Genomic DNA, 21,449 nt, shown 5'->3' on the forward strand with positions numbered 1-21,449 from the left:
CAATAGATTACCGCTCTGCGGTTTTGCATTGAAACGCTAAAAAGGTTGTTGCGATTTTAGATGCTTTTTGCAGGTCGCTCCTCTGGAGCTTTGCTAATATTGACTTTTTTTCTACCAATAGGTTACCGCTCTGCGGTTTTCAGAGGACTGCTTTTCTGATAAAATTGTCAATCGTCTTTTTAAAGTTTACGACTTTTTTCTCTCTGAGAATCCAAGCGTTAAAGATTCATTTTACAAGGTAGGTCTGATCTAAGAGAAATGTTGACGACTTGCGAAGCGCGCCCCGACTTGAATGGAGCTCTTTTTCTGGCATTGCGACGACAGAATTTCGATTGGAAGACTTAGCCTCAATCGCAATGACAGAAAAAAGCGGGAATGGAAGGCGGAAAAAGGCGCCCAAATAATTCTACAATTCTCCGGTGGCTGCTGCTGCTGTATCTTTCTCATTGCCTCCTGCAGGATTCATCGTTTTGTTGAATTTTTCCAATTCTAAAGGAAAATCCTCAAACAATCCTGACAGTGATAGAGCGGAATAAACCTTACCGGAATATTTGTTTCCTATTGCAATGATGGTCACTTTCGATTTCAGAAGATGGGCAAAAACTGAATTGGTCCCGTGCCACCAACCGTTGTGATAGGTGAGTTTTTCGCCGTTATCAAAATTCTTCATTCGGAAGCCTAAGCCGTAATTGTTGACGCCTTTTTTCTCGTTGCTGTAAGGTTCAAAGATCTTGGCTGCCAGTTCGGGTTTCAGGAAATCTTTGGAATATAGTGCGACAGAAAAATTAAGCAAGTCTCGTGGCGTCGTGTAAACGTTTTTGTCTCCGTAAATCAGATCCAGCTTATCTAATGGGTAAAGTCTGTAACCACTGAAAAATGATTGAGACGCTGTCGGAATATCTTTCTTTTGGAAGATGTAAGTGTGATTCATCTTCAAAGGTTTGAAGACGATCTCCTGCATGGCTTCTGGGAAAGGTGTTGCAGTAACTTTTTCAACAATGAGTGCGAGAAGTGCAAAATTGGTATTGCAATACATAAATCCCGTGTTGGACATCTTTGCAAGATCCGGCTTGTACTTGATGAGCATATCCAGCACATCCTGATTGGTAAGAAATTCTTTTTTAAGTTCTTCCGGCGCAGGTTTTATGCCTTGATCGAAATGTTCGTATTTTGGAAGTCCACTTCTTTGTGACAAAAGACTGAAAACGGTAATGTCAGTGTATGGGAATTTGGGGAAAAATTTGGTCAGGTTGTCTTCTAGTTTCAGTTTGCCAGCGTCGATCAGCTTCAGAACGGCCATTGCGGTCATCGTTTTGCTGACGGAAGCCACGTGAAGTGCTGTGTTCTCATCGATTGGCATTTGTTTGCCTTCTCTACCAAATCCTCGGTACTGCTCGAAGATGATCTTGTTTCCTTTTGCAACGAGAACACCGCCACTCAGATCGCCTTGTTCCCAGATCTTTTGATAATAATTATTGATTTTCGGTAGAATATTTGGCTTTTCCAACAAGACCGATTCTTCTGGTGTGAAGACTTTTTCTAGATCGACGTTCCCATAATTTGGAAATTTTGATTTCTCTACATTGTTTTCCTTCTCCGTTTTTTTGCTGCAAGATACTATTGACAATACAACTAAAACCGGGGCAATTACTTTTCTAAAATTCATTATATCCAAACTTCTTTAAGTTTCGCAAGTTAACATAAAATGAAATTTTGACCGAGTGGAATTATCTTAACATTTGTTAAATATGAAGTAGTTCTTCTAAATGTTCCATATTAAGATATAGATTTTATAGTTGATTATAATTTCAAATCAAATTCAAAAAAAATAGAAATTGGCACGGATTTTTTTTCTGAGCTCAAATTTTTCGAATCAATTAGAAATGCAAAATGAGCCTATACTGATTTTGCGTATGTTTAGTTTTTAATAAATTTCTGAGAAATGATTCTGCCCTCTTTAGTCATTGCTGATATGATGTAACTACCTTTTGGGAAATTTGCAAGGTTGACAGATTTTGCCACTTCTGAAATTCGTTTCACTTCCCTTCCCGATAAATCTGTGATCTTAATATTGCTAACCTCTTCTGAAAAATGCAGAATATCTTTTACTGGATTTGGAAATATACTAAATAATGCTTTTTGATTTTCACTTACAGCCAAATAGATACAGTTGACATTGTACGTTGCGGTGGCATCTTTGATCCAGCTAAGGTTTGACTGAGCATGAGGGATACTATTCACCTCGATGCACTTGAGTTTGGGATTGGCATCAGCATACATTGTTGAAAAATTTAATATATCCCCCGTTTTGAGACTAAGTTTAGTTAATGCATTATTTCTACAATTTAAACTTTTTAAATTCGAAAGACCATTCACATTGATACTTGTAAGCTGATTATTATGACACACTACAAAAGTTAATCCATAAACATTACCAAAATTCAAACTTGACAACAAATTGTCATTACAAATAAGAGACACTAAACTGTTATTTTTGCTTACATCCAAATCAGTTAGTTTATTAAAATCACAATAGAGACTTTGTAAAACACTATTCTTGCTAATATCCAAACTCGCTAATTCATTAGATTTGCACAATAGATTTTTTAGAACGGTACAATTCTTTACATCCAAGCTCACTAGTTTATTATCCTTACAATCCAGATCGGTCAACGCTTTATTTCCAGTCACATTCAAATTTGTCAATTGATTCGAATTACACTTTAGACTTACTAATGCTGTACTTTTGCTTAAATCCAAAGTTGTTAATCTGTTATTAAAACATTCTACTACATTTAATAAAACATTACGACTGAGATCCAAATGTGTTAATTGGTTATTATTACACTTTAATCTTCTCAGATTTGTACTCTTGTTTACATCGAAACTACTTAATTGATTAAAAGAACAATACAATTCTGATAATGCGGGATTTTTGCTCACATCCAGGCTAGTTAAATTATTAGTAGAACATTCCAAATAATTCAAAGAAGGTTGTATACTAAAATCTAGATTATTAATTTTGTTTGATGAACAATCTACATACACTAATGCCTTATTCTTGCTCAAATCGAGGGTGGCAATTTGATTGGACGAACAAGAGAGTGTAGATATTAATGTATTCTTAGTGAGATCCAAGCTTGTGAGTTGGGTATTATTACATTCCAAATGTTGTAGTGCAGTATTCTTACTTAAATCCAAATTCTTTAATGGATTCCCACTAACCCTGATATGGGTGAGAGCAGTATTATGACTTAAATCCAAATTGGTGATCTTGCTATCAAGACAACTTAGAGAAACTAATGCAGTATTTTGGCTTAGATCCAAACTGGTCAGGGAAATATAATTACAGGTTAGTCCTGTAATTTTTTTAAAAACTTCAATACCAGCAAGGGAGGTAATAGCTCTTGTACCACTAGCATTTATTGAACCCGTAAACACTTCTGCTTCTGACAGTTGGATCTCAGAGTCGCCATTGGTATTAAGTGCACTATTGCGAAGCAATGCATCCTTGAAGTTGGCATCTGGAATTTCAACGACTTGTGCAAAGACACAATTGGCTAGCACCAATAACAATAGAAAATAAAAGTTTCGTATCATAATGAACTAATTTAATAAACTGATTTACAACTACTTTATTTGAAAAATATTACGATGAAAAATATTTGGTAAATGTAGTTCATTCGAGATGAGTACACAACACATTGCCACATACTATGTTTTTTCTAACCTTTTTATGCAATAAATATGAAATATATCCTCTAAGTTGTCTCAAGAAAGTAACAAATCATTAAAAGATAATTGACTACGATTTGAAATCAGCTAAAATTTTATCTACAATCACCTGAGCCAATTTGATTTTGCTTTGATGTGTCCATCCTCCGATGTGTGGCGTAACAATCACTTTTTCAGAATCTAATAGGAATCGCAAATCTTGATTTTCTACTTCGAGATTTTCAAAAGAAGATTTTTCATATTCTAAAACATCCAGACAAGCACCGAGAACTTTACCGCTTTGAATCGCTTCTACTAAAGCTTTAGTTTTCAGATTTTTCCCACGGGCCGTATTGACGAAGTAGAAATTCTTTTCCATTTTTGAAATGAAGTTTTCATCGATCAGATAATTTGTTTCATTGGTCAAAGGAATGTGAAGGCTTAAAATATCGGCTCTTTTTTGAAGCTCATCCAAGGAAACCTGCGTGGCAAATTCATCAGAAAGACCTGGCAAAATATCGTGGAAAATGACCTCAACACCAAAACCAGAAAGTCTCTTAGCAGTTGCCTTTCCCATATTTCCGTAACCAATGATGCCGAAAGTTTTGCCTAGCAGTTCATCGCCTCGGTTTTCCTCACGTTTCCAAATCCCATTCTTCACCTCGTTGGAAGCAATGAATAGTCTGTTCATCAAGATCAACAACATCCCGACAACGTGTTCCGCCACAGAGTCGCGGTTGCCTTCTGGGGAATTGATCAGCTTGATGTTTAATTTTTCGGTAGTTTCGATATCAATATTTTCCATTCCTGCGCCTACTCTAGCAATGAATTTGAGATGAGAAGCCTTGATTAGGAAATTCTTGTCCAATGGAATTCTGCTTCGGATAATGATGCCTTCGTAATCCTGTATCTTTTCCAACACCTCATCATAAGTTGAAATGTGGTCTTCTTCTACCACAAAGCCTTTAGCAGTAAGTTGTTCAGAAATGAGAGGATGATTTTTATCGAGCTGAAGGATTTTCATTGTATGTTGATAAAATTAGATGTAAAAAAAGGGCTAATGAAAGCCCGTTTATATTTGATGATTATTCTCCTAAGAACAATTTTTTGAGTTCCACAGAATCAGTCGGTTTCATTCTTCCGGAAAGGATCAATGACAATTCTTTTCTTCTCAACGCTGCTTCATAGCGTTCTATTTCCAAGTCTGTTTCTGGTTCTATATGAGGAATCGGAATCGGTCGATTGAACTCGTCCACCGCTACGAAAGTGTAGATCCCAGTGTTGGTGTGTGTTTTTGTCTGATTGATCGGATCGTCCAACCAAACATCTACATAGATCTCCATCGACGTAGAAAATGCTCTGGAAACTTTGGATTCCAAAACCACAATTCCACCTTCTGGAATAGGATGATTGAAAGAAACGTGATTTACAGAAGCTGTTACAACACGTCTTTCGCAATGTCTGGTCGCTGAGATCGAAGCTGCGCGATCCATTCTTGACAACAGCTCGCCTCCGAAAAGATTTCTTAATGAATTGGTTTCGTTGGGCAGGACGATGTTCGTCATTACCGTAAGGCTATCTATTGGTTTTTTGGATTTTTGCATTCGTTGTTGGTTTTATACTATCTATTTTAGTTGAGTCTTGTTTGGGAATTGTCAGAACTTTCTTTGGTTCAGCTTTCTTGACCATCTTTTGAGTCGGGATCTTTGATGATCTTCCGAATATCAATTGTTGATCCCCGAAAAAAAACAGAGAAACAATTCCTAATATCACAATTCCCAAGAATGTCCAAATGACATTTTTATTAAAGGCATAATGATCAGAAACAATATTTTTCTTTGGAAACGTCTTCTTCAAGGTTTGCAGGTTGATGGCTTCCAATCCGAACACATCATCTGCATGGTCCGTCATTTTAATGAGCCTATTATCATTATCCAGTTTGAATTGTCCTAGATTTTCCAGATAAAGATGATTGTCAGCCTGCAATTTTTGGAACCATTTCGCAATCTCATTCTTCAGATCCATCTGAACTATAAATAGATTGGAATTGGTAACTTCAGAAATATACTTGGCCAGTTGATTATTTAACACCGATGGTTGGTACTGGAACTTCACGACCTCTTTTGGCGGTGTGATGATAGAATTTGCCGCATCGATCTTCGCAGATTCTTTGGTAAGTTCGAAAACGCCAAGATCTGGGACTTCTGCCTTGTGATGCTTCAGAAGATATTGATATATATGATGTTCAAAATTCATTTGGCACAAAACTACATAATTTTTGAGGTTGTAGAAAATATAAAAGGCTGCTTTTTACGGCAGCCTTTCGAAATTGATATGAATAATTAAGGTCTAGTTTGCAAACTTTACAACTTCTGAAACATTGTTACCAGAAATCTGAACCAAGAATAATCCTTTTTGATTAAGATTAAGGTCAATCGGATTTCCGTTGGCGTTTGCTTTCATTGTTTTGATCACTTTTCCACCAAAGTCATAAACTGTAAGGTCTATGTTTCCTTTTGCTGATGTGAATAGTTTTCCAGCTGCAACCTGCGATTTTGCTTTGCCATTGCTAGCATCCGAAACTGCCAAAGTTGTCAACGTTGTTGGTCCTTGGATAGAAGAATCTACCGATTGTTTTGATGCACCGTTTTGCATATCTTTAAAAACAATTCCTACCTTTTGAACAGTTGTACCTGCAGCCACTGTATTGTTGCTATTAGTAAAGGTTTTTGTATTTAAATCAATCGTTCCTACGTAAGCACCAGCTACAGAATCCCAATTCATTGTAACAGTTGAATTGCTCCAGGCATCATCGAAAGAGGTACCTGCGGAGTTGTCTGCAGTTGTGATCCAAGTATGAACATAAAAAGTTGGAACTTCAAATCCTGGATCGTAGAACGAATAGTCATTGGCAGCGCCATAGGTCAATTTGAAAACACCCGGGCTAGTGATTTGGGTAGTAAGTTGTGCCGATACAGCAACACTCGCAACTAAAGCAAGTGCTAAAGAATAAATTTTTCTCATTATTGTTAATTTTTAAGGTCTATATAAAGCCATCCAAATACTTCTCACAAAAGCAATTTGAACTGTCTGTAAAACTAACATTAATTTTTTATTAACAAATAAAAATCTAACTTTTCAACTATAAAACACTTTAATAAACTGATTATCAATTATAAAAAATTTAATTTATCTTAATAGAAACCCCAAACATGAAGTTAATTCCGGCCTGAGCGAAGTAATACGGTCCACTAAAACCATTGTTGACATACTTAGTATCTGTGAAATTATTTAATAAGAATCTCAAAACGACTTCATTTTTTGCCAGAGGTAATTTATAGGAAACATTAAAATCTGGAACCAAATAATCCTCTAATTGGTTTACTTTGTCGCCGGAATTATCCAAGAATTGCTTACCAACATATTGCGCAGTCACTCCCACGTTGAAATCTTTAAATGGAGAATATGTGACATTTCCATTCGCAATCACATTGGGAGAAAAGGAAATATCTGTTTTTCCATAATTCACCAGACCTTCATCGGTCTCGGAGATGAATTCTTTATTTTTATTAGAACTCAAAGTCGTGTTTGCAGACAGCTGCAATTTGTCCGAAAGTTTTGCTAAAACACCCAACTCAATTCCTGCTCTGTAACTTTTCCCGCTATTGGTTCTGATGAACTCGCCGACATTGTTGATCTGACCATTCAAAACCAATTGGTCTTCGTAATACATATAATAGGCATTTGCCGTAAATGCCACTTTCCCCACTTGCTTCTCCAATCCAGCTTCGAAGTCATGAAGCGTTTCTGCCTTCGTATCAGGATTTGCGAAAAGATCATCACGATTTGGTTCGCGGTGCGCATTGGCATAGGAAAGAAATATTTTTCCGTTTCCGATATTATAGTTAACACCAGCTTTCGGATTGAAGAACGTCCATTTTCTGTCCAGGTCTGCACCTTCAGAATCGCCAGCCAATTGGATCTTTGTATCATAATCGATATTCCTCAACTGAAGATCTCCGAAGATCTCAAATTGCCCCAACTTATAGATCGCTTTTGCAAAACCCGAAACTTCATTTTTAATCGAACGGTTTCTGTAATATTCCGACTCCTGAATTTGTGGAAAGAAAACGCCCGTCACATTTCCAAAGTGCTTTCCGTAATACTGATTGGCAACGGCACCGACATTCAGATCGAGGTTTCCTAGTTTACCATACAAAGTGGAGATTACACCGTAGAAATCATTGTCCAGCCATTTTTTTCTGATAAAATCCGAATATTCTTCCTCCGTACCATTGACCGCTTGGTTGGGCAAACTGTATCTCGCGAACGGATCACCTTGTTTATAATTCTCATAGAATCCTTTTCCTTTGGTGTAATGCGCCGTGGTCTCGAGTTTCCACGCGTCAGAAAAACGTTGGTTCCATAGGAATTGATAATGATTTTGTCTGTAATTGTCGGTCTCATTATCATAATACCCTGTGATGTTTTCCCAATTTGCATCGTAGATCGCTCCGGAATAATTGAATCTCGGATTCGTCTCCCAAGTGGCCTTATCGATTCCATTCCACGCTTGGTACGTTTTTTCTTTACCTCCGAATGCCAAAAACCTCAACTCTGTATTTTTCTCTTGGAACAAAGCGGAGAAGTTATAGGAATGCAGATCAGAAAAAGCCCTGTCAATAAAACCATCAGAATGGATGTGCGTGTACCTTCCCATCACAGACAATCGGTTTTTCCAGAACTTCCCGGAATTGACCTCAGCCGAATATTTGTAGGTATTGAACGAGCCATAAGAATCATCCGTTCTCACAGAAAATGTATCCGAAGGATCTCTGGAAATGACATTGACGCTCGCTCCAAAGGCCGAAACACCGTTGGACGAACTTCCCACACCACGCTGAATCACAATTTGGGAGGCCGAGCTGGTCAAATCCGGAACATTCACAAAAAAAGTACCCTGCGATTCGGAATCATTATAAGGAACGCCATTCAACATTACATTGATACTTGTTCCAGCCGTTCCTCTGATCCTTAAACCTGTGTAACCTACACCATTTCCTGCGTCGGAAGTAGAGATGACGGACATTTGGTTTTTCAAAAGTATTGGCAGATCTTGGCCAAGATTCTTATCCGCAAGTTCCTTATCAACATTGATAATGGATTTAGCGACCGGCGTTCGTTTGGTGAATTCTACAGCTTTAATGCTTGTAACTTGTACAGAATCTGTAGTTTGTGAAAAATAAAATGGAGCAATGAACACTCCTAAAAAAAGTAAACCTTTCATTCTTAAAAAAATTTTGTTTGTTAAAATTATTTTAGAATAAAAGGGGCGACTATAGATATAAATGATGAATGATAGTTGATAAATGATTCTTCTGCAGATGATCAAGTATCGTTGATGATTTATCATTTATAATGATGTATCCCTAAACAGCATTATCTGTTCCAGGTTCATTGGGTATAATCTCAGCTTGTTACAGCACCCCTTAAATTTCTGACTGCGAAATTACAAATATTTTTGAATTAATAGGCTTTATTGTTTTTATCCACGTAAAAATAATTCTTTCCGTCTTTTGAAACTTCAAAAAGACGAGCCGTTTTCCAGGAAAGATTCATTTTGATGTCGGCGTAAACAAAAGGAATAATGACTTTATTTTGCTTGTCAACAATCCCAAACTTATTGTTCCGAATTGCGATCATCATTGGATTTTCCCTGTCACTTTCCAGAACATACAACATCTGATATTGTGGGTAGATGTCAAAATCTTTGTAGCCTCCAAGGTCGATGTTGTCTTTGCTCACCAATCCGTACATTCCGTTCAGTGTGAAGGCTTTAAATCTAGGCATTTCGTAAGGTTGGGAACATTTTCCGAGATCTGCTTTTTTATATTGATAAACTCGTTTTCCTTTTTTATTGATGCGGTAAGAAATACTATTTTTCTCAACAGTCGCATAATCAGCGGAGCCGAAAACTCTGGCGTTTTTATTTGGGGAATTCAGCAGGTTGCAATCTTCAGAAAAGAACATCGCAATGTGATATTCTGGCGTGATTATCATCTTACCTTGTTGGCTCACATATCCAGATTTTCCATCGATTTTTTGAGGGATCAATTCAGGTAAATGTTCTTCCTTCATTTGGGAAAAAGCTGTAAGGAAACAGCTCATTAAAAGTAAGCTAAAAAGTTTTTTCATCGAAACGTGTGTTTAGAGATATAAAATAAAATCTTTGTAAAAGTCTGTGTTTTTCAGCAACGAAAATAGTAAAACTATTATTAATACAAGAAAAATGAAGATCTTGCTCCCGAAAAAACGTTTTAAAATCTGCTTTAAAGTTTCATTTTTTGAGAGATTGATGACCACAACGATCAGCAAAATAGGAATCGAAATAACAAATAACGGATTGAATTTGAAAGCTTCTAAAAACCTGAAATGCAACAACTCATGCAACGCTCTCTGGACGCCACAACCTGCACATTCAAAACCAGTGGTCAACTTCAAAGGACATTTGAGGAAGTAGGCACTTTTTGAGGGATCAACAAAAAAATACAGTAAAATCATTAAGATGAAAAACACCCAAACAGCGATCTGCTTTTGATTGTTTTTGATTAATGATTTGATTTTCAATTCCATATATAGCAACGAGGTCGATTTGTAAAGTAGAAATTAATTTGATAAAAATAGATAATATAGATAAATTAAATCTAATTTATTTTGAATCTAAATTAATCTAATCGTTTAAAAGCGTATAATTTCGTAAATTTGTGCGGTTTGAAAAGGAATAAAATCCTTCCTGGCCGAGACTTTCACCAAAAGTCAAACTGCAACATATCAAAACAGTAGATTGTAATGATAAAGATTGGCAACAACTTCCTCTACAAATCTACCTTTAATTTTTAAAAAAGAATTTCTATTTATGAATATTTATCAGGATTACATCCAAGAGATCGAAGAGAGAAAAAGCCAAGGCCTTCACCCGAAGCCTATTGACGGTGCAGAATTACTAAGCGAGATCATCGCACAGATCAAAGATTCAGAAAACGCACACAGAGAAGACTCTCTTAAATTTTTTATTTACAACGTTTTACCAGGAACCACAAGTGCTGCTGGAGTAAAGGCGAAGTTTTTGAAAGAGATCATCCTTGGAGAATCTAATATTGCTGAGATCACGCCTTCTTACGCTTTCGAACTATTGTCACACATGAAAGGCGGACCATCAATTGAAGCATTGCTAGACCTTGCTTTGGGTGATGACAAAAATATTGCGAAACAAGCTGCAGAGGTTTTGAAAACTCAGGTTTTCCTATACGAAGCAGACACTGATCGTTTGAAAGCTGCTTTCAATGAAGGTAACGAAATTGCAAAAGAACTTATCGAAAGCTACGCACAAGCTGAATTCTTCACCAAACTTCCAGAAGCTCCGGAAGAAGTAAAAGTTGTAACTTATATCGCTGGTGAAGGTGATATCTCTACAGACTTATTGTCGCCAGGAAATCAAGCGCACTCAAGATCCGATCGTGAACTTCACGGTCTGTGTATGATGACACCTGAGGCTCAGGCAGAGATCAAGGCTTTGCAGGCGCAACATCCCGATAAAAGCGTGATGTTGATTGCTGAAAAAGGAACAATGGGTGTTGGATCATCCAGAATGTCTGGTGTGAACAACGTGGCACTTTGGACAGGAAAACAAGCAAGTCCATACATTCCATTTGTGAATATTGCTCCAATTGTTGCCGGAACAAACGGAATCTCTCCAATTTTCCTGACAACGGTTGACGTAACTGGAGGAATCGGAATTGACCTTCAAAACTGGGTGAAAAAAGTAGATGCAGAAGGAAATGTGATTCGCAACGAGAACAACGAACCAATCCTTGAAGAAGTTTATTCTGTAGCGACTGGAACTGTTCTTACTATTAATACGAAGACCAAAAAATTATATAACGGCGATCAGGAATTGAAAGATATTTCCAAGTCCTTCACGCCACAAAAAATGGAATTCATCAAAGCTGGTGGTTCTTACGCGATTGTATTTGGAAAAAAATTACAAACTTGGGCATCTAACATTTTAGGAATAGAAATTCCTACCGTTTATGCACCATCAAAAGAAATTACCAAAGAAGGTGTTGGTCTTACTGCAGTAGAAAAGATCTTCAACAAAAACGCGGTTGGTTTAGCGCCAGGTAAAGTTTTACACGCTGGTTCAGATGTAAGAGTTGAAGTTAATATCGTTGGTTCTCAGGACACCACTGGTTTGATGACCGCTCAGGAATTGGAATCAATGGCAGCGACTGTTATTTCTCCAATCGTTGACGGTGCTTACCAATCCGGATGTCATACTGCTTCTGTTTGGGATAAAAAAGCGCAGGCTAATATTCCTAGATTGATGAAATTTATGAATGATTTCGGATTGATCACAGCACGTGACCCGAAAGGTGAATACCACGCGATGACGGACGTTATTCATAAAGTTTTGAATGATATCACGATTGACGAATGGGCAATCATCATCGGAGGAGATTCTCACACAAGAATGTCCAAAGGTGTAGCTTTCGGAGCTGACTCTGGAACTGTTGCTTTGGCATTAGCGACTGGAGAAGCTTCTATGCCGATCCCAGAATCTGTGAAAGTAACTTTCAAAGGTGATATGAAAGCACACATGGATTTCCGTGATGTAGTTCATGCGACTCAATTGCAAATGCTTCAGCAATTTGGAGGAGAAAATGTTTTCCAAGGTAGAATTATCGAGGTTCACATCGGAACACTTCCAGCTGACCAGGCATTTACATTCACCGACTGGACTGCAGAGATGAAGGCAAAAGCTTCAATCTGTATTTCTGAAGATGATACTTTGATTGAATCTTTGGAAATTGCAAAAGGCAGAATCCAGATCATGATCGACAAAGGAATGGACAATCACCTTCAGGTTCTTCAAGGTTTAATCAATAAAGCAAACAAGAGAATTACCGAGATCAAGTCTGGCGAAAAACCAGCTTTGACGCCAGATTCCAATGCAAAATATTACGCAGAAGTTGTAGTTGATCTTGATGCAATTGTAGAGCCGATGATTGCTGATCCAGACGTCAATAACGAAGATGTTTCAAAAAGATATACGCACGACACTATCAGAGATTTGACCTACTACGGAGGTGATAAAAAAGTGGATCTTGGTTTCGTAGGATCTTGTATGGTCCACAAAGGCGATTTGAAGATCGTTTCTCAAATGCTTAGAAACATCGAAAGACAAAATGGTAAAGTAGAATTCAGCGCACCTTTGGTTGTTGCCGCTCCAACTTACAACATCATCGATGAATTGAAAGCAGAAGGCGATTGGGAATTGTTAGAAAAATATTCTGGTTTCGAGTTTAATGACAACGCTCCGAAAGGCGCTGCTCGTACTGAATACGAAAACATGATGTACCTAGAGCGTCCAGGTTGTAACCTTTGTATGGGTAACCAGGAAAAAGCAGAAAAAGGAGATACGGTTTTGGCCACTTCTACCCGACTTTTCCAAGGTAGAGTTGTAGAAGATTCTGAACGCAAAAAAGGTGAATCTTTATTAGCTTCTACTCCGGTTGTTGTTTTATCAGCCATCATCGGAAGAATTCCAAATATCGAGGAGTACAAAGCGGCTGTTGAAGGTATTGACCTGACGACTTTTGTACCATCTATCAAAGAATTGGTTACAGTTGGTCATTAATAAATTTTGAAGCTAAGTCTCAAGACTTTTTAAAATAATAAAAAGAAAGATCTTGGTCCATTTGGATTCAGGATCTTTCTTTTTTGTTTAGAACATTTCCATATTAGTGGATGAAAGTTTATTTTAAATTAAATTTAAAGTTCAGGACCTCATTTTTTATTAACTTGATAATTGTAAAATATTGTGCGCATTCATCTTATTTAGCATATTTTAAGGAATGTAGGAACAAAATTTGATTTAAAGAATAAGATAAATTTCTCCGATTAAATCGAGGAAAATTTGATCAATTAATAATAAAATAAAATCGAGATATGACTTTTGACTTGGACATGATAAAAAAGGTTTATTCTGATTTCGAAACCAGAGTGAACGATGCAAGAGCTTTTATGGGAAGACCTCTTACCTATTCCGAAAAAATCCTTTGCGCCCACTTGGACCCAAAACAGGTGAAAGAAGCTTTCAAGCGTGGAGAATCCTATGTGGATTTTGCACCGGACAGAGTAGCAATGCAGGATGCGACGGCACAAATGGCTCTTTTGCAGTTTATGCAGGCAGGAAAAAAACAAGTTGCAGTTCCCTCTACCGTTCACGCCGATCACCTGATCCAGGCGCGAGTTGGTGCAGAGAAAGATCTAATAGAAGCTGAAAACAAGAACAACGAAGTTTACCAATTCCTTCAATCCGTTTCTAATAAATACGGCATCGGATTTTGGAAAGCCGGCGCAGGAATTATTCACCAAGTGGTTTTAGAAAATTACGCTTTCCCAGGCGGACTGATGATCGGAACTGATTCTCATACCGTGAATGCGGGAGGCCTTGGAATGGTGGCGATTGGAGTTGGTGGAGCTGATGCAGTTGATGTAATGGCCGGAATGGCTTGGGAACTAAAATTCCCTAAAATGATCGGTGTAAAATTGACCGGAAAATTAAATGGCTGGGCTGCCGCAAAAGATGTAATTCTTAAAGTAGCCGGAATTCTGACCGTAAAAGGTGGAACCGGAGCAATTGTAGAATATTTCGGAGACGGTGCAGAATCGCTTTCCTGTACTGGAAAAGGAACCATTTGTAATATGGGTGCAGAGGTTGGAGCAACCACTTCAATCTTCGCTTATGACAACAATATGAGCAAATATCTCCGCTCAACAGACCGTGAAGATCTTGCTGACGCGGCGGATGCAGTGGCTCACGTTTTAAAGGCCGATCCAGAAGTTCTAGCAGAACCTCAAAAATATTTTGACGAAGTGATCGAGATCAATCTTGATACTTTGGAACCATATCTTAACGGCCCTTTCACGCCAGATCTGGCAACGCCTATTTCTCAAATGAAAGAAATCGCTGAGAAAAATGGTTGGCCAACAAAGATTGAAGTTGGGTTGATTGGATCTTGTACCAACTCTTCCTACGAAGATATTGCCAGAGCAGCTTCAGTCGCTAAACAAGCGAAAGAAAAAAACCTAGAGGTTAAAGCAGAATACACTATTACACCAGGATCAGAACAAGTAAGATTCACGGTAGAAAGAGATGGATTCCTGAAAACTTTTGACGAGATCGGCGGTAAAGTTTTTGCTAATGCCTGCGGACCGTGTATCGGACAATGGGCGCGTGAAGGCGCTGAGAAACAGGAGAAAAACACCATCGTTCACTCGTTCAACAGAAACTTCTCCAAAAGAGCCGATGGTAACCCGAACACTTATGCTTTCGTAGGTTCGCCAGAATTGGTAACGGCATTGGCAATCGCAGGTGATCTGACCTTCAATCCATTGACTGATAAACTTAAAAACAAAGATGGCGAAATGGTCCTTCTTGATGAACCAAACGGCGATGAACTTCCAAGACTTGGTTTTGATGTTGATGATCCAGGTTATATTGCACCAGCCGAAGATGGTTCTAAAGTTGAAGTGGTCGTTTCTCCTACATCGGATAGATTGCAGTTGCTGGAACCTTTCACACCTTGGGACGGGAAGAATATCACAGGTGCGAAACTTCTGATCAAAGCTTACGGAAAATGTACTACCGATCACATCTCTATGGCTGGACCTTGGTTGAAGTACAGAGGACACCTCGATAATATTTCCAACAATATGTTGATTGGTGCTGTGAACGCTTTTAATATGGAAACGAACAATGTAAAGAATGAAGAAGACGGACAGTACAAACCTGTTCCAGATTCTGCGAGACAATACAAAGCGGATGGCGTTCCAACCATCGTAGTTGGTGACGAGAATTATGGTGAAGGTTCTTCCAGAGAGCACGCAGCAATGGAACCAAGACATCTTGGGGTGAGAGCGGTTTTGGTAAAATCTTTTGCGAGAATCCACGAGACCAACCTTAAGAAACAAGGGATGTTGGCGCTGACATTTGACAACAAAGAAGACTACGAAAAGATCCAGGAAGACGACACGATCAACTTCTTAGACCTAGATCAGTTTGCACCAGGAAAACAATTGTCTTTGGAATTTGTTCACGCTGACGGAACTAAAGATGTCATCGTTACAAATCACACTTACAATGCAGGACAAATTGGTTGGTTCAAAGCCGGGTCTGCGCTGAACCTTATTAAATTAATGGAAAAACAGAACTAAGAAGTCTTAGTTTTTAAATACAAAAAATGCCTCACAGATTAGTGAGGCATTTTTATTTTTCTATTAAATTTTATTCTCGTCCGTTTCCGTTTCCTGTCTGCAGAACTTAGATTCGAATCTCTGTTTCCACATCTGTTTCATTTTTTCGCGTTCTTCTTCAGTGCCGCAAAATCTGGATTCCAATTTCTGTTTCCACATTTCCCGGTCGTCGTTCCCAAAACCGTTTCGATTTTTGAATTTCTCTTTTGCGTTGGCCAATCCCCCAAATAGGATCTTTGAAATTAGCAAAATCCCAAGTGATTGCCAATAAGTAATAGCTTTCACGCCCAAAACATCAGGCAAAACCATATTCCAAAGCCATTGGAAAAACCAAATAAACAGTCCGATTGCGACGATCACACAAGGGAATGCTAACCAAAATTTCTTTTTATGCTTGTTCATTTTCTTAAAATTAATTTTTCAGATCATTATAAAGTCGCTGCATCTTTTTTCGCAAATGTTTCACCGCATATGACTTTCTACTGATGATTGTTTTGATGTTTTCGCCCTCTGCATCTGCAATTTCCTGCAAGGTTTTATCTTCCAGTTCGTTTTGAACGTAAACTCGTTTTTGTTTTTCCGGAAGTTCGTCCAAAGCTTTCATCAGCTCGTCCCAGAACAGATCTTTGAACATGCCGATTTCTGGATTGTTGCTGTCATCAGCCAAAAGAATATCTTTCACATTCAGTTCGCCGTCTTCGTCCTGATAGACAAAATCTTCGAGTGATTCTGTTTTCTTCTTGCGATAACTGTCGATGATCTTATTCCGGGTCACCGAATATAACCAGGCACCGACGTTTTCCAACTCATTGAGATTGGTGAGTCGGCTGGTTTGAAACCAAACTTCTTGTAGAATATCTTCTGCATCCTCCGTCTTTGCTACTTTAGAATTGATAAAGCGCAAGAGTTGAGAGCCGTAATTTTTTACGACCTCAGTAATCGATGCAGATCTAGTTTCGGTCATTTGCTGTAAAGATAGCGAGTCCATATGAATATGACGACAAGACTTTTTTTTTACTTTAAAGTTTTTGAAAATAAAATGATCATTTCAACTTCAAAAGGAATTCAGACTTGTAGGTTTCGCCGATCGGGATTTCTTTTCCAGAATTAAGGAAGACATTTCGAACGTCGATTTTTTCGATTTTGTCCAGATTGAGAATGAAAGATTTATGAACTCTGGCAAAATTTTCCGGCAAATGACTTTCCAGAGATTTTAAAGTATCCAAAACAATGTATTCCTGATTTTCGGTTTTGATGTTGACGTAATCTTTGATGCTTTCAACGTAAAGGATTTCATCAAAATTGATTTTGTGTTGCTGTCCGGAAGACTTGACGAAGAAGTAAGAATTGGCTGACGTTTCATTGGTCGGGAATCTTTCTTGCGCTTTCAAAGCACTTTTTTCGAAACGACCGAATGGAATTGGTTTCAGAAGATAATCGATGACATTGTGTTCGTAGCCTTCCAAAGCGTATTCTGAATAAGCTGTCGTTAAAATATATTTCAGTTTATCACCAACGATTTTCATAAAATTAATTCCTGACAATTCAGGCATTTGAATATCAAGGAAAATCAAATCAGCTTCATTATTTTGAATATATTCCAAAGCTTCAATCGGATTTTCGGAAGAGAAAACCAGTTCCAGAAAAGGAATTTTCATCACGTAATTTTCCAGAAGCTGGATTGCCAAAGGTTCGTCATCTACAATGATGCATTTTATCTTTTTCATTTATTTCAAATCGATTTTCAAATCTACAGAAAATTCGGTTTCGGTTTCGACAATGTTCAGCTCGTGCTTTTTGGGATAAAGGATTTCCAGTCGTTTTTTCACATTCCCGATTCCAATTCCGGAAAGAGAATCTTTTGACCTTTGTTTTTTGAAGTTTTGAAGATGGAAATTCAGAGTTTGATTGTCATCCGAAATCTTCATTGTGAAACCTTTCCCACTGAAATCACCGTGTTTGAAAGCATTTTCCACAAACGGAACCAAAAGCATAGGCGAAATATTAAGCTTGGGATGATTGATTTTTTTTTCAATCATTAATAATTCTGGGTTTTTGAGTCTTAGCTTTTCCAGTTCTATCAAGCTTTCCAGATAACCGATTTCCTTTTCCAATGGAATGAAATTTTTCTCCAAATCCTTCGTGCTGTATCTTAATAACTGGCTCAATTCCTCAATCGCAGGCAAAGCTTTTTCTGAATTCTGATAAACCAAGGAATAGATATTATTTAAAGTATTAAAAATAAAATGCGGATTAATCTGTGTCTTCAAAGCCTGAATTTTCGCCTCGTTTCTTTCCTGTTCCAGTTTTTGTCTTTCGGTTTCAATCACGCCGAATTTTTCCAGCAACCACATTATTCCGGCAATGAAAACATTGATACAACCGTAATAAATGTTGTCAAAAAAGTAATAAAGCAATCCTGTTTCCTGATTGTAATTTCTAAATCCAAAAGTGACAGGCAATAAAACTTCCTCCATCAAATATCTCACTGTTGCAAAACAAAGAATCGAAAGGAAAAACGAAAGAATAACGGTATAAACTTTCTCCTGTCTGAAAACTTTTGGAATGATGACCAGATAACAAATGTAAAACGTGATAATCCCTGCGAGGAAAAAGGTAATTCTCAAAACCGTACTCTGCAGATCGTTCTCTCTGTCGAAGAAATACAAAGGCGTAATCACAGTTCCAAAAAAGTTGAGACTCCAATAGATGATTTGAAGCCAGATGATTTGTTTCTTTTTCATCGGAGTTCTTTGTTATTAATTAATATTGGTCTTGACGAAGAATAGTGCAAATGTATAGAAACGGAATCTGAATTTGGATTCTCCATTATCAATCTGCTTTTTTTAGGCAATCTGTAATTGAGCTGAGAATTTGCGATAATGGTTTTGGGCATATTCAGTTCCGAAACCAGATTTACCGTTGCAGGCGAAAGATTTTTAATTTCTAAAGTGGCAGGTGCTTTTAGCTTTTGTAAGACAATGCTGTCTCCAGGCGCAATTGTCATCGTTTTCCAAACATCTATCCGATGTGTTCCGATGCAGGACGCGATAGATGCTAAAATCAGGATTAGAGTTACTTTTTTCATATTCCAAAAATAGGCACAGCAAAGACATCCAGAACATCAAATTCTATGAACGCCTATTTTTTACCGATGAAAATAGTTTGGTCGGATTAAAACCTCATCAAATCTAAACGCTATTTCCAAGGAATGACTTTGAAAATACATTTGCATCAAGATTTACAACTATCTAATAAACTATTTATGAAACTGAAATACTTATTCATCGCGACAATCTTCTCAACTTTAACTTTTGCTCAAACTCAAAAGGACAGCTTGAAGGAAATTGAACTAGTCAATATATTGGTCAAGAAAAAATTGTTGGAAAGAAAAGCAGACCGATTAATCTTCGATGTAGAGTCGTCAATCGCCTCACAAGGACTGGATGCTGGCGAAACTTTGGCCAATGTTCCGATGCTGAAAGTGGATGAGAATCTGGAAACGATTTCTATCATCGGGAAAAGTTCGGTAAATGTGATGATCAATGGCAGAATGTTGAATCTTTCCGGCGCTGCACTTTTAAATTATTTAAAATCCATCCGCTCCGAAAACATCTCGAAAATCGAGGTCATCACAACGCCGCCAGCAAAATACGAAGCGCAGGGAAACAGCGGACTCATTAATATTATTCTAAAGAAAAATCCAAATCTTGGTTTCAGTGGCAACATCAACACAGGTTTGACACAGCGAACTTATTTTAACGGAAGTACGAACGGAACTTTGAATTATCAAACCGAAAAATTAAGTTTAAGTTTAAAGACGAATTACATAGAAGGTGCAAAACGTGCGGATGAGAGATTCACGATTCTTGGCGCGTCGCAGAATTACAACCGTTCTGTACGAAAAGATATGTGGCAGATTTTGACGCCGAACCTGAGCGGTTCGTATAAAATCAACAAAAACTCCGAAGTTGGGATGGAATATATTTTCGATAACGGAAAAAACGGAATGGACATCGTGAACACGACGAGAAACATCAGTCCAAAACTGGACGAAAAAAACTTTCTGACCAACACATTTCACAGAGAAAAATCGCCGACACACACTTTCAGTATCTATTATGATTTAAAGCTGGATTCGCTTGGGAAGAAATTGAGTTTTGCGGGGAATTTCTATCAAAACAGCAATGAGACGGAAGTTAATTTTTCGACTTTGACCTTACCGGAAAATACGATTCAGGATGTGAAAACCTTATCGATGATCAAGCCTCAGATTTTTTCGGTTCAAGGTGATTTGGAATTGCCTTTTTCATTTGGGACGATTGAAACCGGCGTGAAATTCAATCAATTCAGAAATTCTGCGGACTTGCAATATCTGGATTGGAAAAACAATCAATTTGTCATTGATGATGAGAAAAGCAGCACGTTCAATTACCGTGAAGAAAATTACGCGGCTTATGCAAGTTTTGGTAAAAGTTTCGGCGATCATTGGGAAACGAAAGCTGGATTGCGATATGAAAATACGTTTGTGAAAAGTACAGTTAATAATTTCAGTTATGGACAATGGTTTCCGTCGGCCTTTGTTTCTTACAAGGAAGATAAAAATGTGTTCAGTCTGTCCTATTCCAGAAGGATCAACCGACCCAGTATGAGCAATCTGAATCCTTTCAGATGGTACGAAAATCCACAGTCCTATTCTACAGGAAACCCTTTGCTGACGCCATCTTACATTAACAATTACGAACTGGGTTACACTTACAACAACAAGTTTTCGACCAGCATTTATTATTTAAGATTGAAGAATGCGTTTGGGCAAGTGGCTTATCTAGACGGGATTTCTCAAACTGGAACTTATCTGAATCACTACAACAATGATTTTTATGGAATGAATGCTTCGTACACAGACACTTTCTTCAAATTCTGGGAAGCAAATATCACGGCAAACGCTTCGTATCAGACTTCGGAAGTTTTCAATATCAATGCACCAACTTTGAAAGGTTATTCATTGAGTTATTCCATTAATAATACTTTCACATTAAACAAAACAAAAACGATGGCACTTTTCCTAAACTACGACCAAAGTTTGCCTTACAAAAATGTGAATACCCGATTTGAGAACTTCTCCAATTTGAATTCTGGACTTAAGATTTCATTGATGGAAAAACAGCTTCAAATCAATGCGACGGTTACCAATATTTTTGGACAGCGTTACAAAGGGCAAATGTATTTTGATGACAGCAAACAACTAATGAACAATTATTGGGATGGAAGAAGTTTGCGTCTGAGCGTGAATTACACTTTTGGAAACAAGAAGCAGGTAAATAAAAAGAATATCAGTTTTGATGAGAAAGACAGAGTTCAATAGCTTAAAATGTAACAAAATGAAAGTCTGATAGTCTAATTGAGTTCAAACAAAA

General features: G+C 37.7%; 17 protein-coding genes. 3 read left to right on the top strand and 14 right to left on the bottom strand.

The annotated features are described in order from the left end of the window. Positions 1–406: 406 nt before the first annotated feature. The 9 genes from BMW39_RS06045 to BMW39_RS19725 form a co-directional block, all read right to left on the bottom strand. Complete coding sequence (locus tag BMW39_RS06045) at positions 407–1,666, bottom strand: serine hydrolase domain-containing protein (protein ID WP_034973080.1); 1,260 nt, start codon at positions 1,664–1,666, stop codon at positions 407–409. A gap of 251 nt (positions 1,667–1,917) precedes the next feature. Then, positions 1,918–3,600: a T9SS type A sorting domain-containing protein gene (locus tag BMW39_RS06050; RefSeq protein ID WP_051879799.1), complete on the bottom strand. Its 1,683-nt coding sequence runs from the start codon at positions 3,598–3,600 to the stop codon at positions 1,918–1,920. A gap of 205 nt (positions 3,601–3,805) precedes the next feature. Continuing rightward, the gene (locus BMW39_RS06055; RefSeq protein ID WP_034973081.1) at positions 3,806–4,738 is read right to left on the bottom strand and encodes a 2-hydroxyacid dehydrogenase; all 933 of its coding nucleotides are present in this window, start codon (positions 4,736–4,738) and stop codon (positions 3,806–3,808) included. A gap of 61 nt (positions 4,739–4,799) precedes the next feature. After that, a complete protein-coding gene (locus BMW39_RS06060) occupies positions 4,800–5,318 on the bottom strand; it encodes an acyl-CoA thioesterase (protein WP_034973082.1) in 519 nt (172 codons plus the stop codon). Next, positions 5,290–5,970: an HU domain-containing protein gene (locus BMW39_RS06065; RefSeq protein ID WP_034973083.1), complete on the bottom strand. Its 681-nt coding sequence runs from the start codon at positions 5,968–5,970 to the stop codon at positions 5,290–5,292. Before BMW39_RS06065 ends, BMW39_RS06060 begins: the two co-directional genes overlap by 29 nt. Positions 5,971–6,063: 93 nt before the next feature. After that, positions 6,064–6,738: a T9SS type A sorting domain-containing protein gene (locus BMW39_RS06070; protein ID WP_034973084.1), complete on the bottom strand. Its 675-nt coding sequence runs from the start codon at positions 6,736–6,738 to the stop codon at positions 6,064–6,066. 160 nt (positions 6,739–6,898) lie between these two features. Then, a complete protein-coding gene (locus tag BMW39_RS06075; RefSeq protein ID WP_034973085.1) occupies positions 6,899–9,001 on the bottom strand; it encodes a TonB-dependent receptor in 2,103 nt (700 codons plus the stop codon). A gap of 239 nt (positions 9,002–9,240) precedes the next feature. After that, positions 9,241–9,909 carry a WG repeat-containing protein gene (locus BMW39_RS06080; protein WP_034973087.1) on the bottom strand — a complete coding sequence of 223 codons (669 nt, stop codon included), beginning with the start codon at positions 9,907–9,909 and terminating at the stop codon, positions 9,241–9,243. A 12-nt stretch (positions 9,910–9,921) separates the two neighbouring features. Further along, positions 9,922–10,347 (bottom strand): DUF2752 domain-containing protein, encoded by a 426-nt coding sequence (locus tag BMW39_RS19725; protein ID WP_051879801.1) that lies wholly within the window; start codon positions 10,345–10,347, stop codon positions 9,922–9,924. A gap of 283 nt (positions 10,348–10,630) precedes the next feature. On the opposite strand from BMW39_RS19725, the gene BMW39_RS06090 reads away from it, so the two are divergent. Then, positions 10,631–13,411 carry a bifunctional aconitate hydratase 2/2-methylisocitrate dehydratase gene (locus tag BMW39_RS06090; RefSeq protein WP_034973088.1) on the top strand — a complete coding sequence of 927 codons (2,781 nt, stop codon included), beginning with the start codon at positions 10,631–10,633 and terminating at the stop codon, positions 13,409–13,411. A gap of 311 nt (positions 13,412–13,722) precedes the next feature. Next, positions 13,723–15,993 (top strand): aconitate hydratase, encoded by a 2,271-nt coding sequence (locus BMW39_RS06095; RefSeq protein WP_034973089.1) that lies wholly within the window; start codon positions 13,723–13,725, stop codon positions 15,991–15,993. Between the two features lie 63 nt (positions 15,994–16,056). Here BMW39_RS06095 and BMW39_RS06100 read toward each other — a convergent pair whose 3' ends face one another. The 5 genes from BMW39_RS06100 to BMW39_RS06120 all read right to left on the bottom strand — a co-directional run bounded on the left by BMW39_RS06100 (position 16,057) and on the right by BMW39_RS06120 (position 19,120). After that, the gene (locus BMW39_RS06100) at positions 16,057–16,434 is read right to left on the bottom strand and encodes a hypothetical protein (protein WP_051879802.1); all 378 of its coding nucleotides are present in this window, start codon (positions 16,432–16,434) and stop codon (positions 16,057–16,059) included. 10 nt (positions 16,435–16,444) lie between these two features. Continuing rightward, positions 16,445–16,996 carry an RNA polymerase sigma factor gene (locus BMW39_RS06105; RefSeq protein ID WP_245750456.1) on the bottom strand — a complete coding sequence of 184 codons (552 nt, stop codon included), beginning with the start codon at positions 16,994–16,996 and terminating at the stop codon, positions 16,445–16,447. Between the two features lie 79 nt (positions 16,997–17,075). Beyond that, positions 17,076–17,759 carry a LytR/AlgR family response regulator transcription factor gene (locus tag BMW39_RS06110; RefSeq protein WP_034973093.1) on the bottom strand — a complete coding sequence of 228 codons (684 nt, stop codon included), beginning with the start codon at positions 17,757–17,759 and terminating at the stop codon, positions 17,076–17,078. After that, positions 17,760–18,776 carry a sensor histidine kinase gene (locus BMW39_RS06115; protein ID WP_034973096.1) on the bottom strand — a complete coding sequence of 339 codons (1,017 nt, stop codon included), beginning with the start codon at positions 18,774–18,776 and terminating at the stop codon, positions 17,760–17,762. Next, positions 18,773–19,120, bottom strand: a complete 348-nt coding sequence (locus tag BMW39_RS06120) for a hypothetical protein (protein WP_034973098.1) — start codon at positions 19,118–19,120, stop codon at positions 18,773–18,775. The genes BMW39_RS06115 and BMW39_RS06120 overlap by 4 nt, the downstream gene beginning before the upstream one ends. Positions 19,121–19,297: 177 nt before the next feature. Here BMW39_RS06120 and BMW39_RS06125 point away from each other — a divergent pair, with 177 nt between their 5' ends. Further along, positions 19,298–21,397: an outer membrane beta-barrel family protein gene (locus BMW39_RS06125; RefSeq protein ID WP_034973100.1), complete on the top strand. Its 2,100-nt coding sequence runs from the start codon at positions 19,298–19,300 to the stop codon at positions 21,395–21,397. The last annotated feature ends 52 nt before the right edge of the window (positions 21,398–21,449 follow it).

The organism is Epilithonimonas lactis, assembly GCF_900110605.1.
GTDB classification, from domain to species: Bacteria; Bacteroidota; Bacteroidia; order Flavobacteriales; family Weeksellaceae; genus Epilithonimonas; species Epilithonimonas lactis.